The organism is Hoeflea sp. TYP-13, from assembly GCF_040932035.1.
In the GTDB taxonomy this organism is placed as follows: Bacteria; Pseudomonadota; Alphaproteobacteria; order Rhizobiales; family Rhizobiaceae; genus Hoeflea_A.
In genome coordinates, this window is record NZ_JBFRBB010000001.1 from 1,268,128 (window position 1) to 1,291,261 (window position 23,134).

Genomic DNA, 23,134 nt, shown 5'->3' on the forward strand with positions numbered 1-23,134 from the left:
ATGGCTAAGCTGGATTGGAACGACCTGAAGGTTTTCCTTGCCTTGTTCCGAGGCCGCTCCGTGCGCAGCGCCGCCGATGAATTGGGAATGAGCCATTCGACAGTGTCGCGTCACCTGACGGATCTGGAGACCAGCCTGGGGGCCGTCCTGTTCACACGGTCACGGGAGGGATTGCTGGCCACCAGCATGGCCGAGCAGATATTCAACAGGGCTGAGCGCGTGGAAGACGAGGTTCTGGGCCTTCAGCGGGAAGCGGCGAGTCTGGACACGGTTCTTTCCGGCGAAGTGCGCGTAACCGCGCCACCTTTGTTGTCTCAACACATGATCATGCCCCACCTGGCTGCGTTCGCACGGCAATATCCGGGCATCGAAATCTCGCTTCACTCTAGCAATTCGATTGACGATCTGATGAAGGGCGCATCAGACGTAGCTCTGAGGTCCCAGTTCAATCCCAACGACAATCTGGTCGGTCGCAGGCTGCCGGACTTCGTCAGCCGCGCCTATGCATCGCGGGATTACCTGGCCAATCACTGGTTTGACGGAAACCGGACAAACGCGACCTGGATCGGACTCGGCGTCATCGACCCGCAAAACAAATGGGTGAAAGAAGGACCGTTTCCGGACGCAAAAGTGCGGCACCGGATTCCGGATATGCTGGATCAGGCGCAGGCTGCCATCCAGGGTCTCGGCATGGTATCTTTGCCCTGTTTCTTTGGCGACGGGTTGGACGGCCTGGTCCGCGTGCCGAATACAGGCCCCGTGTCACAACGACCGGTCTGGGTTCTCACCCACCCGGACCTGCGGACTTCAGTCCGCATAAAGGCCTTCGTGCGATTTCTCGTTGCAGCAATCACCGGGCAAGAGAAACAAATTACGGGTGAAATTATCTGACGTCGGCATCGCGCGTATCCGCCGAGGGGCTGAGCCCAATCATCACGAAACAGTGAGCGTGTTTTTTGCGCGCTGCGTCTCGCAAGGCTCGGAAATTGCCGCAATCGCGCTATAATTCAGCAGCGATAACGTTGGAAACCAATCGATAGGCCGGGCGCGACAAACCCTGCAGGAGACATCAATATGACAACTGATCTCTTCACCCGCCGAACCGTCCTCGCAGCCGGCGGCGCCATGGTGGTGTCCGCGGGGCTAGGCCTTCTTGTTCCCGCCCGTGCCCAGGGTCTGGCACCGACGCGTACCATGCGGGGCGGCGCCAACAATTACCGGCCCGGCGCGCCGATCGTGGAACGGATCGGTGGCGGGGGCTTCTGGATGAGCGGCACCGTGCGCCGCGCCGGCGATGGTGCTCCGCTTGCCGGCCAGCGTATCCAGATCTGGGCACATACGACAGAAGGGCACGAACGCGATCCGCACAGCCACGGGGCGACGCTCACCGACGCGAGCGGGGTGTTTCGCCTCGAGATGCCGCAGATCGTCCCTGCCTTCGGCCAACCGCACGGCCATCTCGCCTATGACAGTGGTGACTTCGAAACCGTCTTCCTGCGTCCCGTCATGCGCAGTGCCAAAGACACCAGCCTGGAGGCGCATTTCGTCCTTCGGCCGGTCTGATCGCGTTGGATTTGAAGGAGATCAGCCGGACCCGCGCGACCCTGATCTGGGCCGCGCTCGCAATCGCCGTTGCGGTGCCAGTCGCCGCCGCTGCATCGAGCCCGCTGCTCGCATGGCGCGATCCGGTCTACATTGCCGCCGGTCTGGCCGGCGTCATCGCAATGGCGCTCCTGCTCTTTCAGCCATTACTGGCGGGCGGATATCTGCCGGGCCTGTCGGCCTATCGGGGGCGGCGGTTGCACCGCTGGATCGGCAGTGCCCTGGTCGCGGCGGTGCTTATCCACGTCGCGGCCCTGTGGATCACCAGCCCGCCGGACGTCGTGGATGCACTTCTTTTCAGGTCGCCAACTCCCTTCTCCGCCTGGGGCGTGATCGCCATGTGGGCGCTCTTCGCGGCAGCGCTCGCAGGCGCGCTGCGGCGGCGGTTGCGCGTCAGACCGCGAACATGGCGCCTCATTCACACATCCCTCGCGCTGGTCATCGTTGTCGGGAGTGTGGTCCATGCCGTGCTGATCGAGGGCACGATGGAGACGGTTTCGAAGGTGGTGCTGTGCACGCTGGTCCTTGCGGCAACAGTGAAGCTGATGACTGACCTGAAGGTCTGGGCTATCCGACCGCGCCGGAGGGTGTGACGGTGAAGCAAAGCGTCGAATTCGCCGGTTCATTTGAAGTCCCGCAAATGCGGATCGACGGCATAAGCAAGACCCTTGCAATAATGTGGCGTGTCACCTTATGGTCAATATATCCCTGAAATAATTAAGCAAAACGGCACCGCAATTCCATGACCGACAAATGCGCGACGACCAGAAGACCGGCGCCGGCCCGTATGAAGACCTTTCTGACGATCGCGCAAGCCTTCGCAGCCATGCTTTTTCTCAGCCTGCCTGCCGGTGCCGACATCCGCGCCACGGAAGTCGAAAAAACCTACGCGATTTCGGGAACGACCGGCCTGGCACTCTACAAGTCGATCGGCGCACGCGGCCCGCGCCTGCACGGCGGTGCGTCAAGCGCCATAGCCAAAACCGATTTCGACCTCAAATGGGGCCGCGACTACAGGCGCGACGGCAATGACTGCGTGCTGGTCGCCGCGCGGCACTTCCTGACCATCACCTACACACTGCCGAAGCCGGCGGAGAAACTGGCTCCGGACGTTGCCGCCCGCTGGCGCGTCTTCATTTCCGGCATCCGCGCCCATGAAGCCGTCCATGGCGAATACATCGTCGATATGGCGCAGGACATCTACGACACGACTGTTGGCTTCCGGCAGAAGAACGACCCGGACTGCAAGACGATCCGCAAAGCAATACAGGTCCCTCTAAAAGCCGCTTTCGATCGCTACAAGGCTCGCAACCGCGCCTTCGAACAGTCAGAGATGGGGGCAGGCGGCAATGTCCAGCAGCTGATCCTCGGGCTGGTCAACGGACCCTAGCTAACGTGATCTGCCAACGCGGCAGCCCGCCGCACCTCAGCCGCGCAGCCCTTCTTTCGCAACCACCGCCTCCGTATCGTCCAGCGCCGCTTCGAGCCGGTCGAAGAGGGTGTTGAGTTCGTCTTCGCGGATGATCATCGGCGGGCAAAGAGCGATGGTATCGCCGAGGGGCCGCAGGATCGCGCCGCGCTTTTCGAGAAACGCCGAGGTCTTGGCGGCGACGCCTTGCGCCGGGGCGAAGGAGCGTTTGGTCTCCTTGTCGGCGACAAGCTCCAGCCCGCCGACGAGGCCCGACAGGCGCGCTTCGCCGACCAGCGGATGATCGGCAAGCGCCATCATGCGTTTCTCGAACAGCGGCATCAGGCCGCGCACATGGCCGAGTATGTCGCGCTTATGATAGATCTCGATGGCCTTGACGCCGAGCGCACAGCCGAGCGGGTGGCCGCCATAGGTAAAGCCGTGGCCGAAGGTGCCAAGCTGCGCCGAATGATCGACATAGCCCTGATAGATCTCCTCCGGCACCATGACGGCACCGAGCGGCGCGTAGGCGGCGGTGAGCTGCTTGGCGGCCGAGATGGTCGTCGGCACCATGTCGTGCGTCTGGCAGCCCCACCAGTTGCCGGTGCGGCAAAAACCGTTGATGACCTCATCGTCGATGAGCATGATGTCGTATTCGTCGAGGATCGGCTTGATGGCTGCAAAATAGCCTTCCGGCGGCGTCACCACGCCGCCGGCGCCCATCACCGGCTCGGCGATCATCGCGGCGATGGTGTCCGGATCCTCGCGCTCGATGAGTTCGCGCAGCGAAGATGCCATGCGGGCCGTGAATTCCGCCTCGCTCTCGCCTTCGAGCCCATAACGGTAATAGTGCGGGCAGTCCGCATGCAGAACGCCGTCGACCGGCAGGTCGAAGCCGTCGTGGTTGCCGGGCAGGCCGGTCAGCGAGGCCGACATGATGGTGACGCCGTGATAGGCCTTGTTGCGCGAAATGATCTTCTTCTTTTTCGGTTTGCCACGCGCATTGTTGTAGTACCAGGCAAGTTTCACCTGGGTGTCGTTGGCCTCCGAGCCGGACGAGGTGAAAAACACCTTGGAGATCGGAACCGGCGCCAGCTCCTTCAGCTTTTCCGCGAGCTCAATGGCCGGCTCCGTGCCCCTGGCGGCGAAAAGGTGATAGTAGGGCAGGGTCTTGAGCTGCTCCGTCGCCGCCTCGATCAGTTCCTGGTCGCCGAAACCGAGGCCGGCGCACCAAAGACCGGACATGCCCTCGATATATTCGTTGCCCTGCGTGTCGTAGATAAAGACGCCCTCACCACGCTCAACCACAAGCGCGCCGGTTTCCTTCAGCTTGTGCAGGGGCGTATAGGGGTGCAGAACCGCGTCGATATCGCGTTGTTGAACATTGGTCAGCGGAACAGTCGGTGCCATGTGAGAAAGTCCTGTTGGGAGATGAAGCGACCGTATCGCGAAAGCGCATCTGCTTAAAGCCGGTACATGGATTTTTTGCAGCCCGCTGCAATTACCGCAACACCGGTGAGGGCTATTCCGATCTGCCCGAACTTGCGCTATTGCTGATGGCAATGTTGCGGGAAGAATTCGACATAACATGAAGATCCGTTACGAGCGTCCGGTCTGCCATGCCGCGTTCTGGTCCTTTCGACTGGGACTTTTCACCTTTGCGCTGTTTGCCATTTCCGCCGGCCTGCATCGGTTCGGAGTCATGGAAACGGAGATCTTCGCGGTCCTGTTTTCCATCTGCACGGGTATTGCGCTGCTGGCATTCGGGCTTGCGAGCTACGGAATCCTGCGGCTGTGGATGGTTGGCGCCGAGGGTGGGCGGGCGTCGGCGAAGGGCAGTTTCTTCGCTTTGCTTGTTCTCATACCGGCCGGCATTGGCGCCTACAGGGCCTACGCGTTGCCGCCGCTCTACGACATATCGACAAACACCGCCGATGTTCCGGTTTTTCTGGAGCCGATCGCGCACGGACCGGACTGGACCCCGGATATCGAAATCTTGAAATCGGCACCCTATGAGGGCCAGCTCGACGCCTATCCGCATGTGACCGGCCGGCGTTATGAGGGCGCGCTTGACCGGGTGCTTGCGGCCGTTCGGCTGGTGGCCGAGAACCGCGGCGTGATAATATCCGCGACCAGGCTGCCGGAGCCCGCCGAACCCGAAAAGCCGGAAACCGGTTCGAGCATTGTCGAGATCAGTCCACAGGCGCCGAGCGAATTCGGGCTCAATTCCGAATTGTCGGATGACGATGCCCCGTCTCCTGCCGAGCCGATGATCCTGAACCAGGTGCAGATTATCCTCCAGGGCGAGGCGCGCACGCCGTTTTACGGTTTTGCGTCGGATGTCAGCATTCGTCTCAGCGAAGAGGCCGAAACCACATTTGTCGACATGCGTTCGGTATCGCGGTTCGGCCCGCACGACCTCGGTACAAATGCCCGGATCATTGACGGGTTTTTGCGGGCGCTCGACACCGAGCTGGTCGGTATTTCGGTGCGCTGACCCGCACGGGCTGGAAATAAGCTATTTCGGGTAGTAGATGCCGTCGATGGACGGCGTGCCGTCCGTTTCCACGCGGCCGCGTGTCACCAGATCTTCAAGATGCGCCAGCAACGAAAGGCCGGCGGCCCTGTGCAGGCGCGGATCGGTGTCGCGATAGATCACCTTGACCATATCGGGGATGTTGCGGTCGCCTTTTTTGAGCCGGTCGAGGACAGCGCGCTCGCGCATCTTCCGGTGCGTGCGCAATGCTCTGACGAATTTTTCCGGCTCGTCGACCGTTCCGCCATGGCCGGGAAAATAGCACCGGTCTTCGCGCTCAAGCATTTTGTCGAGTGAAGCCATGTAGTCGGACATGGAGCCGTCCGGCGGTGCGACGATCGATGTCGCCCAGACCATGACGTGATCGGCGGAAAAGACGATGTCCTTGCCTTCAAGCGCAAACACCGCATGATTTGCCGTGTGGCCCGGTGTGTGGATAACCCGCAGCGACCAGCCGTCGCCATCGATCACCATACCGTCCTCGGCTTCGATATCCGGCATGAAATCGACATCCGAGCTTTCCTTCAGCGGATTGACCTCGCCCACAAAAAGCGGCCGGGCCGAGCGGTGCTCTCCTTCCGCAACGATAAGCGCGCCGGTGTCTGCGGCAAGCCGGTGCGCCAGTGGCGAATGGTCCTTATGGGTGTGGCTGACCAAGATATGCGAGACGTCGCGCCCCTTGAGCGCGGAGGTCAGCGCCTCGTAGTGACTTTCGATTTCCGGCCCCGGGTCGATGACGGCGACAGAGTCCTTGCCGACGATGTAGCTGTTGGTGCCGTGAAAGGTCAGCGGACCGCTATTGGGCGCCGTTACGCGCTGAATATCGGGGCCAACGGTCACAGCCTCGCCATGGGCGGGCTCAAAGTCGGTTTCGAATGTCGGTGACGCCATAGTTGTTTGGAGCCTCATTGGTGTGTCCGGATTGCCGGATAATTCATATACCAGTCGCGCCGCCATGTCATGACGCGTGCGTACATGAATCAATTCGCGAAAAACTCAGGCCAAGTGTCTGCAATCGCGTTACAAATTTCGATTTTTAGGCGGCACCGATGCGCAGCATGTCAAGCACGTGAATGACACCGACGGCCTTGCCGTCATCTTCGACCACCAGGGCGCCGACCTTGTGATCCTGGATCATTTTCAGTGCCGATGCGAGCAGCATGTCCGGCTCCACCGTTAGGCCGCCGACGGTCATGACCTCGTCGACCAGGGCTGAACCCGTATCGACATGGGCGTTGCGGCGCAGGTCGCCATCGGTGATGACACCGCACATCTTGCCGGCATTGTCCGCCACGATGACAAGACCGAAACCCTTGTCGGATATCGTTTCGATGGCTTTCATCAAGCGTGTGCCAGTCTGGACGATCGGCAGCGCGTCGCCGGCATGCATGGCATCGCGCACAAGCGTCAGGCTGGCGCCGAGCGAGCCGCCCGGGTGGAAGTGCCGGAAATCGCGTTCGGAAAATCCGCGCCGGACAAGCAGGCCAATGGCAACGGTATCGCACACCATCATCTGCATGAGCGTAGACGTCGTGGGTGCAAGACCGAGAGGGCAGGCTTCATCCGATTGCGGCAGGACGATCGCAACCGTTGCATTTTGTGCCAGCGTGCTGTCTGCCTTGGCGGTCACTGCAATAAGCGGGATATCGGCGCGGCGCGCATGGTAGAGGACATCGGACAGTTCCTTGGTCTCTCCCGAGTTGGAGATGGCCAGGACACAATCGTCGGCGGTGATCATGCCAAGGTCGCCGTGACTTGCTTCGGTGGCGTGCACGAACTGGGCGGGCGTGCCGGTCGACGCGAATGTGGCGGCGGATTTTGCGCCGATATGCCCGCTTTTGCCGACGCCGGTAATGACGAGGCGGCCGCTTTTTGCGGCAATGACTTCAATAGCCTCCAGGATGGCATCGCCCAGCGGGCCGTCCAGACCACCGACAATCGTATCCACACCCTTGCGCGATGTGGTTGCGGCCTTGAGAATTTCAGCCCGAATATTTCTGTCCGGTGACATTTAGAGATCCCGCCGTTTTGCCAGAGTATCGAATGCTTTCAACCGGGCAAGCAGCGCTTTCATATCCGCCAGCGGGATCATGTTGGGACCATCGCATGGTGCGATGTCCGGATTTTCGTGGGTTTCGATGAACACCGCGGCACAGCCGACCGCAAGCGCTGCGCGTGCCAGTACCGGAGCGAACTCCCTCTGGCCGCCTGAGGAAGATCCCTTTCCGCCGGGCTGTTGCACGGAATGCGTGGCGTCGAAAACCACCGGGTAGCCGGTTTCGGCCATCGTCGGAAGTCCGCGGAAATCATTCACCAGCGTGTTGTAGCCGAAAGTCGTGCCGCGCTCGCACAAAAGAATGTTGTCGTTGCCGGTCGTTGCGATCTTGCCGGCGACATTTGCCATTTCCCAGGGCGCCAGAAACTGGCCTTTCTTGACGTTGATTGCCTTGCCGGTTTCTCCGGCGGCCACCAGCAGGTCGGTCTGGCGGCAGAGATAGGCCGGGATCTGCAGGATATCGACAGCTTCGGCGGCTTTGCCCGCCTGATCGCTTTCATGAATGTCAGTAATCACCGGACAGCCGAATTTTTCCCGCACATCCGCAAGTATCTGCAGTCCCTGATCCATTCCGATGCCCCGCTTGCCGGATACGGAGGACCGGTTCGCCTTGTCGTAGGAGGATTTATAGACCAGCGGTATGCCGAGTTTTTCAGTGGTCGAAACCAGTTCTGCGGCGACGTCCATCGCATGATCGCGGCTTTCGATCTGGCAGGGACCGGCAATCAGCACAAAGGGCTTTTCGTTGGAAAACGTCACCGGGCCGACTTGGACGGATCTGCTTTGGGACAATTTGAATTCTCCGATGCACGGTGCGGCCATTGCGCTTCAGCGCTTGAAAGGCCGGTATCTGGTCAGTGCCGTATTCCAAATTCGGCGGCGGTTCAAGCACATAGCCCGCAAAACGGCCCGATTGCGCAATTTGTTAACGCGATTCCTTTGTCGCTAATGTGGCAACATAATCGCCTATGACAAGGCATGAGGTCAGGCCGGGTGATTCGATTCCGAAGAGCTGCACCAGTCCGTCAATGCCGTGGTCTGCGCGCGACTGGATGAGGAAATCGGCGGCCGGCTTTCCCGACCAGACGAGTTTCGGACGTATCCCGCAATAGGATGGCATCAAAGCGCCGTCCGGCAAACCCGGCCAATAGGTTCTGATGGCCTTCTCGAACTCCGCGCCCCGGTCCTGCGGCACCGAATAGTCGAGGGTTTCTCCCTCCATCCAAAGAACGTCCGGTCCGAAGCGTGCCTGACCGGCAAGGTCGCGTGTGAAATGTATGCCGAGCGATCCGTCCCCCGGAACCGGATAGATGAGCTGCCGGAACGGGCTGCGGTGCCCGGACAGTGAATAGTAGCTGCCCTTGGAAAGATAATGCGGTGGGATCAACTCGTTTTTCAGGCTTTTCATCGACCTGGCGATATCCCACGCACCGTGGCCCGCGGCATTGACGAAAGTGCTGCAGGAAACCGTATATGGCTGTTCGCCCTCGACACTGACAATGAATTTGCCGTTGTCTGCCTGCACGCTGCTGACTGTGCTGCCGAATGCCACCATCGCGCCGGCATCCTCGGCTTCGCCGAGCAATGACAGCATCAGAGCATGGCTGTCGATGATCCCGGTCGACGGCGAATGCAGTGCCGCGATGCATCGCAGTTCCGGTTCGAGTGCCTTTGCTTCGTCAGCGGACATTTCCCTGATGTCATCAACACCGTTGGCAAGTGCGTGTTCATGAATGGATTTGAGCTTGGGCAGGTCCTCGCCTTCGCTCGCAACGATCAGCTTGCCGGTCCGTTCATGCGGAATGTTGCGGTCCTTGCAATAGGCATAGAGCGCCTTTTTTCCCTCAACGCAAAACCGCGCCTTTAGCGAATTCGCCGCGTAGTAGATACCGGCATGAATGACTTCCGAGTTGCGCGAACTCGTGTGCGAGCCGATGATATCCTCTGCTTCGACGATAACCACATCGCGGCCGGCCTTTGCCAGTGAGCGTGCAATGGCGAGGCCGATCACGCCCGCACCGGCAACAATACAGTCGATATGGTCCATGGAAATTCAGTCCGTTCTGATTGACTCAGCTGGAACGAGCGGTACCGCAACAAGCAGAGCCAGACAAGGCTGGCGTGTCGTTAATCGCGACCGGTATTGATTGGTTCTGCAATTCCTCGGGTCGAGCCGGCAACCCGCGATCCGGTGCGAGCCAGATAACGTTCCAGCATCGCTTTGACATCCGATGATGGTTCCGTCGAGCGCCGTCTGACAGGATCAAAAAACACATTGACCGACTGGGAGAGCACACAGCAGGTGTCGTTTTGAAAAATTGCGTAGTGTGTTGTCATCGATCGGTCACCAAAGGCTGCAAGCATACCTCCGACCTCAACGGATCCGGGAAAGGTGATCTCATTCAGATAATCGACCGTCAGACTGGCAAGGACGACGCCTCTGGACGGCAGCATGTCGCCGAAAATATGCTGGAACAGGCCAACCCTTCCGGATTCCAGAAACGCGGTGATTGCAACATTGTTGACATGGTCCATCGGGTCCTGATCTGAGTAGCGGATGGAAACGGGAGTCCACAATGAATAGGACTCACGGTTGCGGGAAATCGTTTTGTTCGTCGGCATGGCTAGAGAATATCCCCCAGAAACGGTCTTGTGTCCTTGGATTTGGATGCGCAGTTCCTGCAAGTATAGATTGAAAAGGAATACCATATGTCATTCAAGTATCCATTCTATTTCTTACGCCATGGCGAAACCGAATGGAACAAAACGAGGCGCACGCAGGGACAACTGGATGCACAATTGAATGATGTCGGTCGCGAGCAGGCGAGGCGGGCGGCCAGTTTGCTGCAATCCGAACCCATCGAACGCATCATTGCAAGTCCGCTTTCGCGGGCACGCCACACGGCCGAGGCCGTTGCAGTCCACCATGAGATCGAGATCATGTTCGATGACGATCTGATGGAGTGTCACCTGGGGGATCATCAGGGCGAACCGCACGGACCGTGGCTGCCGTTATACTGGACTGGAGAATACGATCCGCCGAACGGCGAGACCTATTACGAATTTGCCGCGCGTGTCTGGGCAGCAATGGAGCGTGCCGTTTCGCACGGCCCCAATACCTTGATCGTGGCGCATGGCGGATTATGGATCGCCGCGCGCGAGCATGTCCTTATCGAACCGCACCTCCTGCCGCTGCCGAATGCGGTTCCCGTGCATGTCACGCCGGGTGGGGAGAAATGGCAGCAACGGGTACTTGGAGAATGAGGCCGGGAAAACCGCGAGCCTGATTACTTTCTCAGTACCTGCGCCTCAGCCGCCGCGCCGCGGATGGCCTGCGTGAACAGGGTCACATCGATGGCGGTAGCGACGAAGGTCGCGCCGAGATCCACGCAGTGCCGTGCAAATGCGGGGTCGGGTGCAAGAATGCCGGAGGCCTTGTCGCTCTTGCCGATACGCTCGAGGGCGTCCCTGATCGCAGCCTGTACCTCCGGTGCTCCCGGATTGCCGAGATGGCCGAGGTCGGCGGCGAGGTCCGCCGGGCCGATAAAGACACCGTCAACCCCGTCGACAGCGAGAATGCCGTCCAGCGCGGCAAGTCCCGCCCGGTTTTCGACCTGGACCAGCAGGCAAATCTGTTCATCCGCAGTTGCAAGATAGTCGCCAATGGCGCCGAATTTCGAAGCACGCGCGGCTGAAGATCCCACCCCGCGCATGCCGGTCGGTGGATAGCGCACCGCGCGCACAAGCTGCTCGGCCTGCTGAGCGGATTCGACCATGGGCACAAGCACGGATTGAGCTCCCGCATCCAGCACCTGCTTGACCATCCATGGTTCGCCGATCGGGATCCGAACAATAGGATGCGAAGGAGAGGCATCGATCACCTGAAGCTGATCGCGAATGGAGCGAAGGTCATTCGGCGCGTGTTCGCCGTCGATGAGAAGCCAATCGAAGCCGGCGGTCGCGGACATTTCTGCCACATAACCCTCGGACATCGAAAGCCAGCAACCGAGCTGCAATTCATCTTTTTTGAGGGCCTCTTTGAACGGGTTGAGCGGTGCGGGCATGATGGCTTCCTTTGTTCAGGCGAAATTCTGCGTGACGGTTCCGAACGGTCCGAAATCGGCGTAAAAACTGTCTCCGGGCCGTGCTTCGACCGGGCGAATGAAAGACCCTGATAGCACCACATCTCCGGAGCGAACAGACTGGTTGTATTCTGCAAGCCGTTTGACCAGCCATACGATGCCGGAGACAGGGTCATTGAGAACGCCGGCGCCAAGGCCCGTTTCCTCCACCTCGCCATTGCGCGTGACGATGGCGCCTGTCCAGCGCAGGTCCAGCGCACGCGAATCGTGGCGTTGATTGCCCAGCACCAGTCCGGCATTGGCCGCATTGTCGGCAATGGTATCGACAATGGAACGTGTCTGGCCGGTTTCGGGGTCGGATCGAAGAATACGGGTATCGAGTATTTCGAGGGACGGTACGACATAGTCGGTTGCCGCAAGCACATCATCGCTCGTGATCGATGTTCCCGAAAGCGGCTTCTTCATGACAAATGCGATTTCCGCTTCGATGCGCGGTTGAATGAAACGCCCGCCCGGAACCGTGCCGCCGTCTTCGAAAAGCATGTCGTCAAACAGAATGCCGCTGTCGGGAATATCGATCTTCAGAGCGTCCTGCATCGCCTTGGAGGTAAGGCCGATTTTCCAGCCGCAGATCTTGCCGCCGGCCTCAAGCTTGCGTTTGACCAGCGCGTCCTGGACGGCATAGGCGTCGTCCATGGTCATGCCCGGAAAACGGCGGGAAAGAAGGCCGGTCTGTTCACCGCTCCGTTCGGCGGTGAAAAGGTCTGCCGCTGCCGCATCAATCTGATCTGCCGAAAGGCTCATTGTTCGTCCTCAACCGTGTTGCGAAGCATACCGATGCCTTCGCCTTCCACTTCGATCACATCGCCTGGCTTCAAGAAACATGGCGGGTCGAACCGCGCGCCGGCACCCGTCGGCGTGCCGGTGATGATGATGTCGCCGGGCACAAGGGTCGTGAATGTGGAGATGTAGCTGATCTGGCGCGGGATGGGGAAGAGCATGCGGCCGGTGCGGTCATCCTGGCGGGTTTCGCCGTTGACGCGGGTGGTTATACGCACGTCTTCGAGCTGCGAGCGGTTACGGAAAGGCACGAGCCAGGGCCCAAGCGCTCCGGACCGGTCGAAATTCTTGCCTTGCGTGACATTGAATTTCGCATGCCGGACCCAGTCGCGCAGCGTGCCTTCATTGCAAAGCGTCATCGCCGCAATGTGGTCATAGGCTTCGGCTTCGGCGATATGGCGTCCGCCTTTGCCAATGACGATGGCGATCTCGCCCTCATAGTCGAGCTTGTCGGATGCCTTCGGCCGGATAAGCGGCCGGTTGTGGCCGGTAAAGGAGCGCGGAAAACGCACGAACAGCGACATGTTGTCGGGCGCGTCCTTGCCGTCCTTGTATTCGGCATTGCGGTCGGGAAAGTTGACGCCGACGCAGATGACCTTTTCAGGCTTCGGCAGCGGGATTTCGAATTGGAACGTGCCGTCGACGTGGGTGGCTTCCCGCCCCTCGGCAGCGTTGAGCACTGTATCGAGCCCGCCGGCTTCGACAACCGCATTCAAATCCGGCCACTGTGGAAATTCCGGCGACAGGGCAATCATGCCGCCTTCCGCCACAGCGCCGTAATATTGTGTTCCGTTCACCGAATAGGTCGCAAGTTTGCCGGTCATTTCAGGTCCGTTTGTTTATCGGGTTTCAACTGCGGTCAGGGTGCGATGATCGGTTGCGATTTGAGATCGCTCTCCTCGGTTTCCGCGCCCTCAAAGACACTGCCTTCCTCGAACCAGGAACGCGGTGCCGGCGCACCCCAAAGGGTCTGGCGCTGCGGGTCCCTGAGATCCCAGCGGATCGGCTCGAGATCAGGGTCGACCGTCTGGTAGTCGGAATTGTAGATCTCGATACGGTTGCCGTCGGGATCGCGCACATAAAGGAAAAATGCGTTGGAAATGCCGTGGCGGCCGGGGCCACGCTCGATATTGTCGAGATAACCCGTCGTCGACATGATATCGAGCAGGTCGATAATGTTGAGCGGGTTCGGCACCCAGAAGGCCGTGTGATGAAGACGCGGTCCGACACCATTGGTAAAGGCGACATCATGCACTCCGCCCTTGCGGTGCATCCAGGCGGCCCAGATGCGTCCTGTTTCCTTATCGTCCGTATATTCCGTCGTCCGGAATCCGATCTCATTATAGAAGGCGACGGCCGCGTCGACATTCGACGAGAACATGTTGAAATGATCGATCCGGAGCGGCCTGACGCCGTGATAGAGCTTGTATTGCTGATGGATCGGCTCGAGCCGGTCCATCTTTACATAAAACTCCAGCGGAATGCCCCACGGGTCGCGCGTGCGCAGGGTTTTACCCATGAACGGGCGGTCCACCCATTCGACTGGCAGACCCTTGCTTTCGAAAAACGCAGCGGCCTTTTCAAGATCCGGCTCGTCGAACAGCTTGAAGCCCAGCACGTTGACGCACGGCGCATCCGATTTCACCAGTGCGATGCAGTGGTGCCCGCGCTCCTCCAGCGCTCTTAGATAGACACGGTCATTGCCTTCATGCGTCACCTGCAGACCAAGAAGATCGCAGTAAAACGCCCTGGAGGCGTCCAGGTCCGTGACCGCATATTCTACGTGGCTGAGCCGGACGATGTTGAATGGCGGATAAAGGACAGGGGCGGGAACAGGCATTTTACTTCTCCTTGCAGAGGAAATGGTAGCGTTACTGGACAGGGAAGACGACGTTCACCTGACCGGTGCCGGAGCTCGGGAAATATTCGCCGATCACCTCGCCCCGGCCGGTGTAGCTGTCCCAGCCGAGCGCCGCAAACAGCATGACGGTATCGTGCATGCTGCCTTCGCCGCAGCAGTAATCCGCATATTCCGGCAGCATTTTCAGGAACGTCTCGATCTCGCCGTTCTGCCACAGATTAAGAACGTGCAGATCGACTTGGCGGTTGAACTCCGACGAAATGGTGAAGGTGCCGTTATTGGCTTCGTAGTCGTCATTGGCCCATATCTTGTGGCTGAGGGAGCCTGAGGCGAGCAACAGCACCTTGGCGTCGCTTTCCTCGATTGCCTCGCGAATGGCCTCACCGAGCTTGCGCGAGGATTCATAGCTGTGCACCGTGCACCACGCGGCAATGGACACCACCTTGAAGTCGCCGGCGCTGGACATGTAGCGCATCGGTACCAGCGTTCCGTATTCGAGATCGAGACTGTCGATCTGATGCGACAGGGTAAAGACATCCTTCGCCATTGCTTTTTCGGCAATCAGGTCGCCCAGCGCCGCATTGCCCTCATAGGCATATTCGAGACCCTGAATGAACTGCGGAAATTCGTGACTGGTAAAAACGCCTTCAAACCGGTGATTGGAGTTGATGTGATAGCCGGCGTTAACGCACCAGTGCGTGTCCAGCACCACGATCGTATCGGCGCCGAGTTCCTTTGCGCGACGGGCGATTTCCTTGTGCCCGTCGATCGCCTGCTGGCGGCAACCATGCAGGCGGCCGGGCTGTTCCGACATGATCATCGTGGGCACGTGAGTGATTTTGGCGGAAAGGACGATCTCTCCCATTTTTTCCTCCTTGGAAATACGAAAGGGCTAATTTGCGCCGAGTTTCGGAATGCTGTGTTGACCGAGAGCAAGGCCGATATGCTTTTGCTCCATGTAGAATTCGAAGGACCAGTCGCCGCCGTCGCGGCCGATACCGCTGGCCTTGACGCCGCCGAACGGCGTCGGCAGGTGGCGGACATTTTCCGAATTCACCCAGATCATTCCGGCTTCGAGCTGGTTGGTAAAACGCAGCGCCCGGCTGATGTCGTTGGTCCACACATATCCGGTGAGCCCGTATTGCACGCCATTGGCGATTTCGAGCGCCTCTTCTTCCGTTTCGAAAGGAATGGCGGTCAGCACCGGCCCGAAGATCTCCTCCTGCGCGATGCGCATGTCGGGCCGCGCATCGGTAAACAGGGTTGGACGGACGAAATATCCTTCTTCGCCCACGCGGCTGCCGCCGGCGGCTATGGTCGCGCCGTCCTCGCGGGCAATATCGAAATAGGACGTCACCTTGTCGAAATGCACCCTGTGGATCAGCGGGCCGATTTCGGTTTTTGGGTCGAGCGGATGGCCGACGCGGATATTGTTGACCCGCTCGACGAGCTTCGCCTGGAATTCCTCGGCGATGGATCCTTGTACCAGCAGGCGGCTCGACGATGTGCAGCGCTCGCCATTAAGCGAATAGATCATGAAGATCGCTGCATCCAGCGCCCGGTCGAGATCGGCATCGTCGAAAACGACGACCGGGTTTTTGCCGCCGAGCTCAAAATGCACGCGCTTGAGCGTATCGGCGCCCTGTTTCATGATCATCGAGCCGGTGCTGCTTTCGCCGACAAAAGCAATGGCCTTGATGTCGGGATGCTCGGTCAGCCGCTTGCCGGCGTCCTCACCGAAGCCGTTGACGAGGTTCCATACACCCTTGGGCAGGCCGGCTTCGTCAGCGATTTCCATGAGGATGCGCGCTGTCAGCGGCGAGAACTCGGCCGGTTTGTGAACGACCGTGCAGCCTGCGGCGAGCGCCGGTGCTATTTTCCAGGTCGACAGCATGAAAGGCGTGTTCCACGGCGTGATGACACCGACCGGGCCGATGGGCACGCGGGTGGTGATGTTCATCAGCGTTGGTGAGGGTAGGGACTGTCCGTCACGCGCGGCCGTTGCCTTGTCTGCAAAGAAACGGAAGTTTTCAGCGCCGCGAAGCGCCGCCTTCGACATGAAACGCACCGCCTGTCCGGTGTCCCAGCATTCGCAAAGGGCTATTTCCTCAGCGCGCTCGACAATGGCGTCGGCAATGCGATGCAGGATCGCCTTGCGGTCAACCGCTTTCATGTCGCGCCAGGCGGGGAAGGCCTTTTTGGCCGCCGCTGCTGCCGCGTCAATATCTGCGGCGCCCCCTTTGGCGACAGTGCAGATCAGGCTGTTGTCGACCGGCGAACGGGTCTCGAAGGTTTCGCCGGACGCCGTACTGGCGGATTCGCCGCCGATATGGTTGCGGATGCCGGTGTCCCTGAACCGTGCAAGGTAGCCGCCGAGTTTTTCGATGTTTTCTTCAAGACCGGGCTGTGCGTTGGTCATTGTTGTATCCTCTCGGCTCACGTCTCATTGATATGTTTGCGGATAGTATTGAGCTTCGGGCTCAATTCCGGATCGATGTCGCGCATTTCCAGCGAAAGGGCGATCGGCCGTGATGCGATGACATCGGCAAGGAATGCTTCGGCTGCAGCGAATATCTGTTCGGTCGCTGCCTTGCGGACGTCCAGCGGTCTGCCGGCCCGAAGCCGGACCGATATGTCGATGAAACCGTGATCGGGATTTCCGTCGGCAATGGCGTAGTGTTCGCAGCGGATTGCACGAACGCGGATGCCGGCAAGCGGAAAGATACCCGTCTCGATGCCCGCCTTGCGCAGATGTTCGCAAAAGGCGCTCATATCGACATGCGTGTCCAGATTGGCAGAATACTCGATCGAGAAATGCGGCATATGCGAACGATCCCGTGCATGATAATATTTAACATGTTAAGCATATATGAGATCGGTTGTCAAGGCGATGTCTTGGTATCAGCTTGCGAACCGGTTTCGGATCGGGGATAAGAAAACATGTTAACGACCGGGAGAAGCTGAGACGCCATGACCGAAAAGAAGCTGCGTGCAACCTCCCGGGCTCTGCCCATTTCGCTTTTGAGGGCCCGTGAAAAGGTCATGGGGCAAATCCGCCCGATGCTGGCCGATGCGGGCGTGACAGAACAGCAATGGCGCGTGTTGCGGGTTCTGACGGAAGACGGCGCCATGGACCCGACGGACATTGCCGACAAATCCTGCCTGCTCCTGCCCAGCCTCACGCGCATTTTGAAATATCTCGAAGAAAACGGTCTGGTGACCCGCACAAAGCACGAAACGGACGGGCGGCGGTTTGTCGTGGAAATAACGTCGAAGGGCCGCAGTCTGATCGACCACAATGCGCCAACCAGCAACCGGATCTACTCAGAAATCGAAGCCGCCTTCGGCGCCAAAAAAATGGATGAACTGCTTGATCTGCTGGACGAGCTGGCGCATCTGGAACTTTAGCCGGCGCAACCCTGTGCGCCGGCTTGTCGGGTGAGACTGTTCCTTAGAACTTTCCGTTGTCATTAGCCGCTTCCGATGCCGGCAGGATCGGCGCGATCACGTCCCAGTGCTCGGCAATCTTATCCTTCTCGACGCGGAAGAGATCGTAAAATGCCATCGGTTTGTCGCCGAGGATGCCTTCCGAGATGGCCAGCACGAAATTGCCATCGGCCAGCACCATGTGGTTTTTCGTAAAGCGCATGGAAAGGCCGGCTTTGGCCATCGCTTCCAGCCCGGCGGCAAGGCCGCTGAGGCCGTCGCCGATATTGGCATTGTGCTGGACATAATTGTCGCCGTCGAAATAGGCAGGCATCTTGTCAAAAGCGCCGCCAACCAGCACCGTTTCGATGAAATCCCTGACCAGCGCCCTGTTTGCATCCGTCTTGTCGCGATCCGAAACTTCGGTCGGTCCGTCGGTTTGCGTGTGGCCGGACGGGTTGGGCTCGGCAACCGGCATCAGATTGTCCCAATGCTCGACGATCTTGCCGTCTTGCACACGGAAGACGTCGAAGGCGACCAGGGGTGTGGGGCCGAAACCCTTATAGATGCCGTGGACAAACCCGAGATCGCCATCGGCGAAGCTGCGCACCATTTCATATTCGAATGCCGGATTGTCGGCGATGACCTGACCCGCCAAGCCCTTCAGCCCTTCAAGACCGGACGGCACCTGCTGATTGTGCTGGACATACGGTTCAGCAAAATAGTCGTCGATTGCGTCGACATTCTTGTTGATCATTAATTCGGTCATTGCGCCGGTAACGATCTCTTTTGTGTCGGCGGCAAAAGCGCCCGTTGAAAAGATCATGATTGCCGCGGTTGCGATATTGCGTAATTTCATTGCTTCAAATCCCCTGGGATTGTGGTTTTAAGGTCTGATGAGGGGAATATGACGTTTCACATCAAATGATATAAGATGATCTTATTGCAATTCATTGTTCGATTAATTGATGGAATAGTAATGCTCGATCATCTGAGGGCGATGGCCGTATTTTCCAAGGTCGCGGAAGCGGGATCATTCCGAGCGGCAGCAAAACAGCTCGGCATCTCGGCTTCTGTTGTCAGCCACCATATCACGGCCCTGGAGCGTCATCTCGATACGCCGCTGATCTACCGCTCCACCCGCAAGCTCAGCCTGACGGCTGACGGCCGGCAGTTGGCAGTGTCGGCGCAGGCAATGTTGCGCGCTGCCGAGGAGGGCTATGAAGCGATCGGACACAAGGCAGCAAGCCCCGTCGGCAGCCTGACGGTCACTGCACCGGCAGTCTTTCAATACGCACAGTTCGTCAAGCGGGTCGCCGAATTCATGAAACGCTACCCGACGGTGGAGGTCTCCATCAATTTCTCCGATCGCTGGCGCAATCTGGTGGAGGAGGGGTTTGATCTCGCCTTTCGCATCGGTCCGTTAAGGGATTCATCGCTCAAGGCCAGAAAGCTGGTCGACGGCCGGCAGTTCCTTTGCGCTTCACCGGTCTATCTGAAAGACAAGGGCGAAATCCGCAAACCGTCCGATCTCGAAAGTCTGGAAGCCATTTCCCTGGCCGGCCGGCCGACCGCTATCCGGCTGACCGGCAAGGAGAGGGGAGCGCAGCGGCAGCAGGTGCGCGTACCCCACCGCCTTACCGTGGATTCCGGCTTCGCCGCCCGCCGCCTTGCCGAAGAAGGTTGCGGCGTTACCATATTGCCGGATTTCCTGGCACGCCAGCCGATTGCGGCCGGCGCGCTGGTGGAGGTTCTGCCCGACTGGTCCGTGCCCACCTTCGGAATTTACGCGGTCTGGCCCGACAATCCGGGTACCAATACACTGCGGACATTGTTTGTGGATTTCATTTCGGAAATAGGGAAGTGAGCAAAGTTGTCTGAAACGCGGGGCAGGCTTCCGGTCGCGGAATTGAGATCCAATCGATCCCCATCTCCAAAACAATGATGGCGTTGCCGGCAAATAACGGTAGTCTGTAAAACTGCTTTGAGGGGAAATCAGTTCGGCAAGTCATAAGCCTGGATGTTGGAGGAAGCGGCCATGCGCCTGTTGTTAACGGTCCTGTCTTTTATAATTGTTGCTTTGACACCACCGGCAGCTGCTCTCGCCGAAGACTGCGGTGCCTGCAAGTATTTCGAGGCCTTCAGGATCGATGACGGATCGAAGCTGTTCAACGACATATTGGCCAGGCTGGAGGCGCGGCCCCTTGCACAGGTCACCCTCAATAGCGGCGCCTTTTGCGAAGAGGGCGCAGGTGCTCCGGTGGCTGCCGATCTCATTGCAGCCTCTGACAGCCAGTTCGCGCAAGCCGAGGAGATCGCCAAGAAAATAGATCAATGCCCAAAGGCGTGTGCGCCAAAGTTGAACGAGGCGGAGTTCTGCGCCTACGGTAAACGGCTGGTCGCTGACCGCTACCGCCTTGGCGCCATCGGGCTGCGGCTTTCGGAACTGATGCAGATGTACGAGCGGGCAGGGCGCAAGGCACAACTGCCCATCGAGGCCCTTTCCGCCGACATGACGCTCTATGGCGGTGAAGCGCTTGACGTGCTCAAGCGGGCTTCATCCGCATTGGCAACCGGTAATCCCGGCGAGCTACCGGATGTCCGGTGGGACGCGAGCGCAACGGAAGTTGCGGGCCTGTTTGACGCTGTTGCTTTGCTTGCGGATTTCTCGCTGATTGAAGGCGATGTCGCCCAGGTCGAAACGGCGCTGGAAAAAGCAACAACGGAGATCAATACGCTGCGCAACGATGTGAATGTTGCGTTGACGCGTGCGAAGGTCCTGGAGCCTTCCGAACAACTCGCACTGGAAGAGCGGATACTGACCGGTGCGTCGGAACTCGCTTACGTTGTTGCGAGCATACAGGCTTCTGCTAAGGCGTCCCGCAAAGATGTCGATACCCGGCTAACGACGGATGCAAATGCCGTACCGGCCGGTGAAGATCCGTTGGATATCCAGGCCACGGTCGGTTGCCTTAACCAGCTTTCGCTCAGTGCAGTCACGGGTTCCGAAGCGCCGGGAATGGCAGATGAGATATTGAGTGCATGCCGGTCTTTCGAGACCTGCAGCGACAAAAAACCGGTTTATTTGCCGGCAAATGTTTCACCGTTGCGTGCTTTCTTAAGCACTCAGGACAAGGCACAAAAGCAGACCTTCGCTCTGGTCAATTCCATGTGCACCGGAAATTGATGCCGCCGCTGGTGGATAACTTTGCGAATATAATGACACGGATACGAAACGATCTTTTGAACTCAGGCGTTGAATCGATTCCGAAATTTACCCGGTGACGCGGTGACTATCCTGTGGAAGGATCTTATTTTGTTCTCACTGCGGAACAAAGTGTTCCACGCGTTGCACAAACCGCTAATTTCAACTCGGGTTTGCACTCTGGCATAGTCGCTGCAAGGGAGTCTTGTGCATTCGCCTGTGTTTGTTTCAGCCACTACCGTTGTCGCCAGACTTTGCAAAGAAAACTAAAGAGAATAGCCGGTTAAAAAAATCCGAAATGGTCCGTTCGGCAACATTCTGATTCTCAAGAAAGGATGGTGGCCAATCAGTCGTTTCGGCACCGTTGGTCCAATGTGCCTCGTCTCGAAACGCGTTTTGAATTGACGCAAATCAACGCTGATCCGGCGTTGCAAATGTAAACTGCCGGAACCTTCAATCAGACTTGGACGGTGAATGAGATGGTAGAAAAATCACATACTGCCGGATGGATGCCGAACATTTATGATCCGCTTCGAAATCTTGGCCAACGTGTGGCCGACTGGTTTGCGCCGCGCTCCGACGCATCGGCAATGGAAGACTGTTACGAAATCAATATTGAACTGCCCGGGGTCAAGGCTGAAGACGTCGATGTCGCCGTGGACGGAAACAGTCTCACGGTCCGCGGCGAGAAACGTTCGCAGCGTGAGGAGACCGGGCGCACATTCTTTTTTTCGGAGCGGGAATACGGTTCTTTCCAGAGGACGTTCAGGCTTCCGCCTGATGCTGACAACGCCAAGATTGAAGCCGATTACAGTGATGGGCTTTTAAAACTGAAGATCGCCAAGGTTAAATCGGCAAAGCCCGAGGAGCGGAAAATTTCGATCAGGAAATCCTGAGTGAATTCCGGGATCGGTAATCTCCGGATTTTCAGTCAGGGCAGTAACACGGCTGCACCGGTAATGGCGCCCGACCGAAGATCGGATAGCGCCAAATTGGCATCGGTCAATGGATAGCGATGCACTTCCGTTTCGATCGGTGCCTTTGCCGCCAGCGCAAGAAACTCATGTCCGTCCTGGCGGGTGAGGTTGGCAACGGACCGGACAACGCGTTCTTCCCACAGGAGTGAATAGGCAAAGCGCGGTATGTCGCTCATATGAATGCCGGCGCAAACGACGATGCCGCCCTTCCTCACCGCTTTGAGCGCTGCCGGTACGAGGCCGCCTACGGGGGCGAAGATGATTGCCGCGTCGAGCGGCTCCGGTGGTTCCTGATCGGAATCGCCAGCCCAAACCGCGCCAAGTTCGCGGGCAAATTCCTGCGCCTGCACATCGCCGGAGCGTGTAAAGGCAAAAACATCGCGCCCCTGGTGACGGGCGAGCTGCGCCAGAATATGCGCCGCAGCTCCAAACCCATATAGTCCGAGCCGTCTGCCATCACCTGCCATTTTGTAGGAGCGGTAGCCGATAAGGCCCGCGCACATCAGCGGCGCCTGCCTCGCAGCGTCCATTCCGTCGGGCAGTGAAAAGCAATAATCGACGTCAGCGACCGTGTATTGCGCATACCCACCATCGATCTGGTAGCCGGTAAAGCCGGGTGCATCGCACAGGTTCTCCGAACCGGACCGGCAGTAGTCGCAGGCCCCGCATGTGTGGCCGAGCCAGGGAACGCCCACACGCTGGCCCGGTTCAAGTCCGGAAACGTCCTCACCGGTGGCAATGACTGTACCGACAATCTCGTGGCCGGGAATGATCGGCAGCTTCGGCTCCTTCAAATCACCGTCGACGACATGAAGATCGGTTCGGCACACCCCGCAGGCCAAAACGCGGATAAGCGCCTGACGCGGACCGGGTTCGGGTATCGCAACATCGCGCAGCACAAGATCTGCCCCTGGTCGGTCGAGGACCATGGCCTTCATTTGCCGGTCCACTGGTGGTGCGCCCGTCTTTGTATTCATCGTCCGGAAGCCCCGCTGTGCAATTCTGCCGACATCCACACGGTCTTCGGCCAATTCGCATGCCTGCCGAAAGCCACGCGTTTGAAGGTTGATCCTGTTTTTTCAACCGGTCAATCCCCCGATAATTTGTTCGTGAAATTCGGTCGTTGTCTGCCGGGCGTCGG

At 58.8% G+C, this 23,134-nt stretch carries 26 protein-coding genes; 11 read left to right on the forward strand and 15 right to left on the reverse strand.

The features are described 5' to 3' along the window. The 4 genes from ABVT35_RS05935 (at window position 1) to ABVT35_RS05950 (ending at window position 2,992) form a co-directional block, all read left to right on the forward strand. Window positions 1–891 carry a LysR family transcriptional regulator gene (locus tag ABVT35_RS05935; protein WP_368465360.1) on the forward strand — a complete coding sequence of 297 codons (891 nt, stop codon included), beginning with the start codon at window positions 1–3 and terminating at the stop codon, window positions 889–891. 183 nt (window positions 892–1,074) lie between these two features. Further along, entirely contained in the window at window positions 1,075–1,563 is a 489-nt protein-coding gene (locus tag ABVT35_RS05940) for a twin-arginine translocation pathway signal (RefSeq protein ID WP_368465362.1), read from the forward strand. 20 nt (window positions 1,564–1,583) lie between these two features. Continuing rightward, on the forward strand, window positions 1,584–2,195 hold the full coding sequence (locus tag ABVT35_RS05945; RefSeq protein ID WP_368466281.1) for a ferric reductase-like transmembrane domain-containing protein: 612 nt from the start codon (window positions 1,584–1,586) through the stop codon (window positions 2,193–2,195). A gap of 194 nt (window positions 2,196–2,389) precedes the next feature. Beyond that, window positions 2,390–2,992: a DUF922 domain-containing Zn-dependent protease gene (locus ABVT35_RS05950; RefSeq protein WP_368465363.1), complete on the forward strand. Its 603-nt coding sequence runs from the start codon at window positions 2,390–2,392 to the stop codon at window positions 2,990–2,992. Window positions 2,993–3,028: 36 nt separating this feature from the next. Here ABVT35_RS05950 and ABVT35_RS05955 read toward each other — a convergent pair whose 3' ends face one another. Beyond that, window positions 3,029–4,420 (reverse strand): aminotransferase, encoded by a 1,392-nt coding sequence (locus ABVT35_RS05955; protein ID WP_368465364.1) that lies wholly within the window; start codon window positions 4,418–4,420, stop codon window positions 3,029–3,031. A 14-nt stretch (window positions 4,421–4,434) separates the two neighbouring features. Between ABVT35_RS05955 and ABVT35_RS05960 the strand changes: the two genes are divergently transcribed. Further along, a complete protein-coding gene (locus ABVT35_RS05960; protein WP_368465365.1) occupies window positions 4,435–4,602 on the forward strand; it encodes a hypothetical protein in 168 nt (55 codons plus the stop codon). Beyond that, entirely contained in the window at window positions 4,599–5,507 is a 909-nt protein-coding gene (locus ABVT35_RS05965) for a DUF1499 domain-containing protein (protein ID WP_368465366.1), read from the forward strand. Before ABVT35_RS05960 ends, ABVT35_RS05965 begins: the two co-directional genes overlap by 4 nt. A 21-nt stretch (window positions 5,508–5,528) precedes the next feature. Here the strand turns inward: ABVT35_RS05965 and ABVT35_RS05970 are convergent, their stop codons facing one another. The 5 genes from ABVT35_RS05970 to ABVT35_RS05990 form a co-directional block, all read right to left on the reverse strand. After that, window positions 5,529–6,437: an MBL fold metallo-hydrolase gene (locus tag ABVT35_RS05970; protein WP_368466282.1), complete on the reverse strand. Its 909-nt coding sequence runs from the start codon at window positions 6,435–6,437 to the stop codon at window positions 5,529–5,531. 145 nt (window positions 6,438–6,582) lie between these two features. Continuing rightward, a complete protein-coding gene (locus ABVT35_RS05975) occupies window positions 6,583–7,557 on the reverse strand; it encodes an SIS domain-containing protein (RefSeq protein ID WP_368465367.1) in 975 nt (324 codons plus the stop codon). Beyond that, a complete protein-coding gene (kdsA, locus tag ABVT35_RS05980) occupies window positions 7,558–8,394 on the reverse strand; it encodes a 3-deoxy-8-phosphooctulonate synthase (RefSeq protein WP_368465368.1) in 837 nt (278 codons plus the stop codon). Window positions 8,395–8,527: 133 nt separating this feature from the next. Beyond that, a complete protein-coding gene (locus ABVT35_RS05985) occupies window positions 8,528–9,649 on the reverse strand; it encodes an NAD(P)/FAD-dependent oxidoreductase (protein ID WP_368465369.1) in 1,122 nt (373 codons plus the stop codon). An 80-nt stretch (window positions 9,650–9,729) separates the two neighbouring features. Then, window positions 9,730–10,287, reverse strand: a complete 558-nt coding sequence (locus ABVT35_RS05990) for an acyl-CoA thioesterase (RefSeq protein WP_368465370.1) — start codon at window positions 10,285–10,287, stop codon at window positions 9,730–9,732. A gap of 24 nt (window positions 10,288–10,311) precedes the next feature. Between ABVT35_RS05990 and ABVT35_RS05995 the strand changes: the two genes are divergently transcribed. Next, window positions 10,312–10,866, forward strand: a complete 555-nt coding sequence (locus ABVT35_RS05995; protein WP_368465371.1) for a histidine phosphatase family protein — start codon at window positions 10,312–10,314, stop codon at window positions 10,864–10,866. Between the two features lie 23 nt (window positions 10,867–10,889). Here the strand turns inward: ABVT35_RS05995 and ABVT35_RS06000 are convergent, their stop codons facing one another. From ABVT35_RS06000 to ABVT35_RS06030, 7 genes are read right to left on the reverse strand one after another with little or no spacing between them, the layout of a single operon-like run. Then, on the reverse strand, window positions 10,890–11,666 hold the full coding sequence (locus tag ABVT35_RS06000; protein WP_368465372.1) for an aldolase/citrate lyase family protein: 777 nt from the start codon (window positions 11,664–11,666) through the stop codon (window positions 10,890–10,892). Window positions 11,667–11,681: 15 nt separating this feature from the next. Continuing rightward, window positions 11,682–12,488 (reverse strand): 2-oxo-hept-4-ene-1,7-dioate hydratase, encoded by an 807-nt coding sequence (hpaH, locus tag ABVT35_RS06005; protein WP_368465373.1) that lies wholly within the window; start codon window positions 12,486–12,488, stop codon window positions 11,682–11,684. Continuing rightward, window positions 12,485–13,348, reverse strand: a complete 864-nt coding sequence (locus ABVT35_RS06010) for a fumarylacetoacetate hydrolase family protein (RefSeq protein WP_368465374.1) — start codon at window positions 13,346–13,348, stop codon at window positions 12,485–12,487. Before ABVT35_RS06010 ends, hpaH begins: the two co-directional genes overlap by 4 nt. Before the next feature lie 35 nt (window positions 13,349–13,383). After that, on the reverse strand, window positions 13,384–14,364 hold the full coding sequence (gene hpaD, locus ABVT35_RS06015) for a 3,4-dihydroxyphenylacetate 2,3-dioxygenase (protein WP_368465375.1): 981 nt from the start codon (window positions 14,362–14,364) through the stop codon (window positions 13,384–13,386). A 31-nt stretch (window positions 14,365–14,395) separates the two neighbouring features. Further along, window positions 14,396–15,250, reverse strand: coding sequence for a 3,4-dihydroxyphenylacetate 2,3-dioxygenase (gene hpaD / locus ABVT35_RS06020; RefSeq protein WP_368465376.1), 855 nt, complete (start codon window positions 15,248–15,250; stop codon window positions 14,396–14,398). 27 nt (window positions 15,251–15,277) lie between these two features. After that, complete coding sequence (hpaE, locus tag ABVT35_RS06025; RefSeq protein WP_368465377.1) at window positions 15,278–16,804, reverse strand: 5-carboxymethyl-2-hydroxymuconate semialdehyde dehydrogenase; 1,527 nt, start codon at window positions 16,802–16,804, stop codon at window positions 15,278–15,280. A gap of 17 nt (window positions 16,805–16,821) precedes the next feature. After that, complete coding sequence (locus tag ABVT35_RS06030) at window positions 16,822–17,208, reverse strand: 5-carboxymethyl-2-hydroxymuconate Delta-isomerase (RefSeq protein ID WP_368465378.1); 387 nt, start codon at window positions 17,206–17,208, stop codon at window positions 16,822–16,824. 147 nt (window positions 17,209–17,355) lie between these two features. Here ABVT35_RS06030 and hpaR point away from each other — a divergent pair, with 147 nt between their 5' ends. Continuing rightward, on the forward strand, window positions 17,356–17,793 hold the full coding sequence (gene hpaR / locus ABVT35_RS06035) for a homoprotocatechuate degradation operon regulator HpaR (protein ID WP_368465379.1): 438 nt from the start codon (window positions 17,356–17,358) through the stop codon (window positions 17,791–17,793). A 43-nt stretch (window positions 17,794–17,836) separates the two neighbouring features. On the opposite strand, the gene ABVT35_RS06040 is transcribed toward hpaR, so the two are convergent. Beyond that, the gene (locus ABVT35_RS06040) at window positions 17,837–18,670 is read right to left on the reverse strand and encodes a nuclear transport factor 2 family protein (RefSeq protein WP_368465380.1); all 834 of its coding nucleotides are present in this window, start codon (window positions 18,668–18,670) and stop codon (window positions 17,837–17,839) included. Window positions 18,671–18,790: 120 nt separating this feature from the next. Between ABVT35_RS06040 and ABVT35_RS06045 the strand changes: the two genes are divergently transcribed. The 3 genes from ABVT35_RS06045 (at window position 18,791) to ABVT35_RS06055 (ending at window position 21,912) form a co-directional block, all read left to right on the forward strand. Then, window positions 18,791–19,678, forward strand: coding sequence for a LysR family transcriptional regulator (locus tag ABVT35_RS06045; protein ID WP_368465381.1), 888 nt, complete (start codon window positions 18,791–18,793; stop codon window positions 19,676–19,678). A 171-nt stretch (window positions 19,679–19,849) separates the two neighbouring features. Next, window positions 19,850–20,998: a hypothetical protein gene (locus ABVT35_RS06050; protein ID WP_368465382.1), complete on the forward strand. Its 1,149-nt coding sequence runs from the start codon at window positions 19,850–19,852 to the stop codon at window positions 20,996–20,998. A 497-nt stretch (window positions 20,999–21,495) separates the two neighbouring features. Beyond that, window positions 21,496–21,912, forward strand: a complete 417-nt coding sequence (locus tag ABVT35_RS06055; RefSeq protein ID WP_368465383.1) for an Hsp20/alpha crystallin family protein — start codon at window positions 21,496–21,498, stop codon at window positions 21,910–21,912. 35 nt (window positions 21,913–21,947) lie between these two features. Here ABVT35_RS06055 and ABVT35_RS06060 read toward each other — a convergent pair whose 3' ends face one another. Further along, window positions 21,948–22,931: a zinc-dependent alcohol dehydrogenase family protein gene (locus ABVT35_RS06060; RefSeq protein WP_368466283.1), complete on the reverse strand. Its 984-nt coding sequence runs from the start codon at window positions 22,929–22,931 to the stop codon at window positions 21,948–21,950. Between the last annotated feature and the right edge of the window lie 203 nt (window positions 22,932–23,134).